At 61.7% G+C, this 402-nt stretch carries 2 protein-coding genes; one reads left to right on the forward strand and one right to left on the reverse strand.

The features are described from left to right. Window positions 1-268: transposase (locus NEI07_RS11025; protein WP_256034569.1), on the forward strand; the 268-nt coding region annotated here is incomplete at its 5' end. On the opposite strand, the gene NEI07_RS11030 is transcribed toward NEI07_RS11025, so the two are convergent. Then, a partial coding sequence (locus NEI07_RS11030) for a hypothetical protein (protein ID WP_256034571.1) occupies window positions 149-402 on the reverse strand: 254 nt, incomplete at its 5' end. The genes NEI07_RS11025 and NEI07_RS11030 overlap by 120 nt on opposite strands.

Raw genomic sequence — 402 nt, forward strand, 5'->3', positions numbered from 1 at the left:
GCGACAGCATTCCAGTGGCGGCAAAGAGCGACTGCGCGGCATTACGAAGCAGGGCGATCCTTACATTCGACGGCTGCTGATAATCGGGGCCACGTCCGTTCTACGGTTCGCGCGCAAGCGCGCCCCCACGGTCGGATGGACTTCCGGGCTACTCGCCAAGCGCCCAGCACTTGTCGTGGCCGTCGCGCTCGCCAATAAAATGGCGCGGATCGCATGGGCCATACTGACGAGAGGCGGCGTCTATCGCACTGGAGCCGTTCCTGCGTGATCCGAACTGCCGATAGGCGTTCATCGAGATGGTCGAGGTGAAAATGGTGTGATGGCAATCGGTCGAACCGAGGAGCGGGACAATCCGATCAAAAGGGGCCGGCGCATCGAAGCGCGATGACCTGAATGGAACCC

Origin of the sequence: Methylocystis suflitae (genome assembly GCF_024448135.1) — a bacterium.
GTDB classification, from domain to species: domain Bacteria; phylum Pseudomonadota; class Alphaproteobacteria; order Rhizobiales; family Beijerinckiaceae; genus Methylocystis; species Methylocystis suflitae.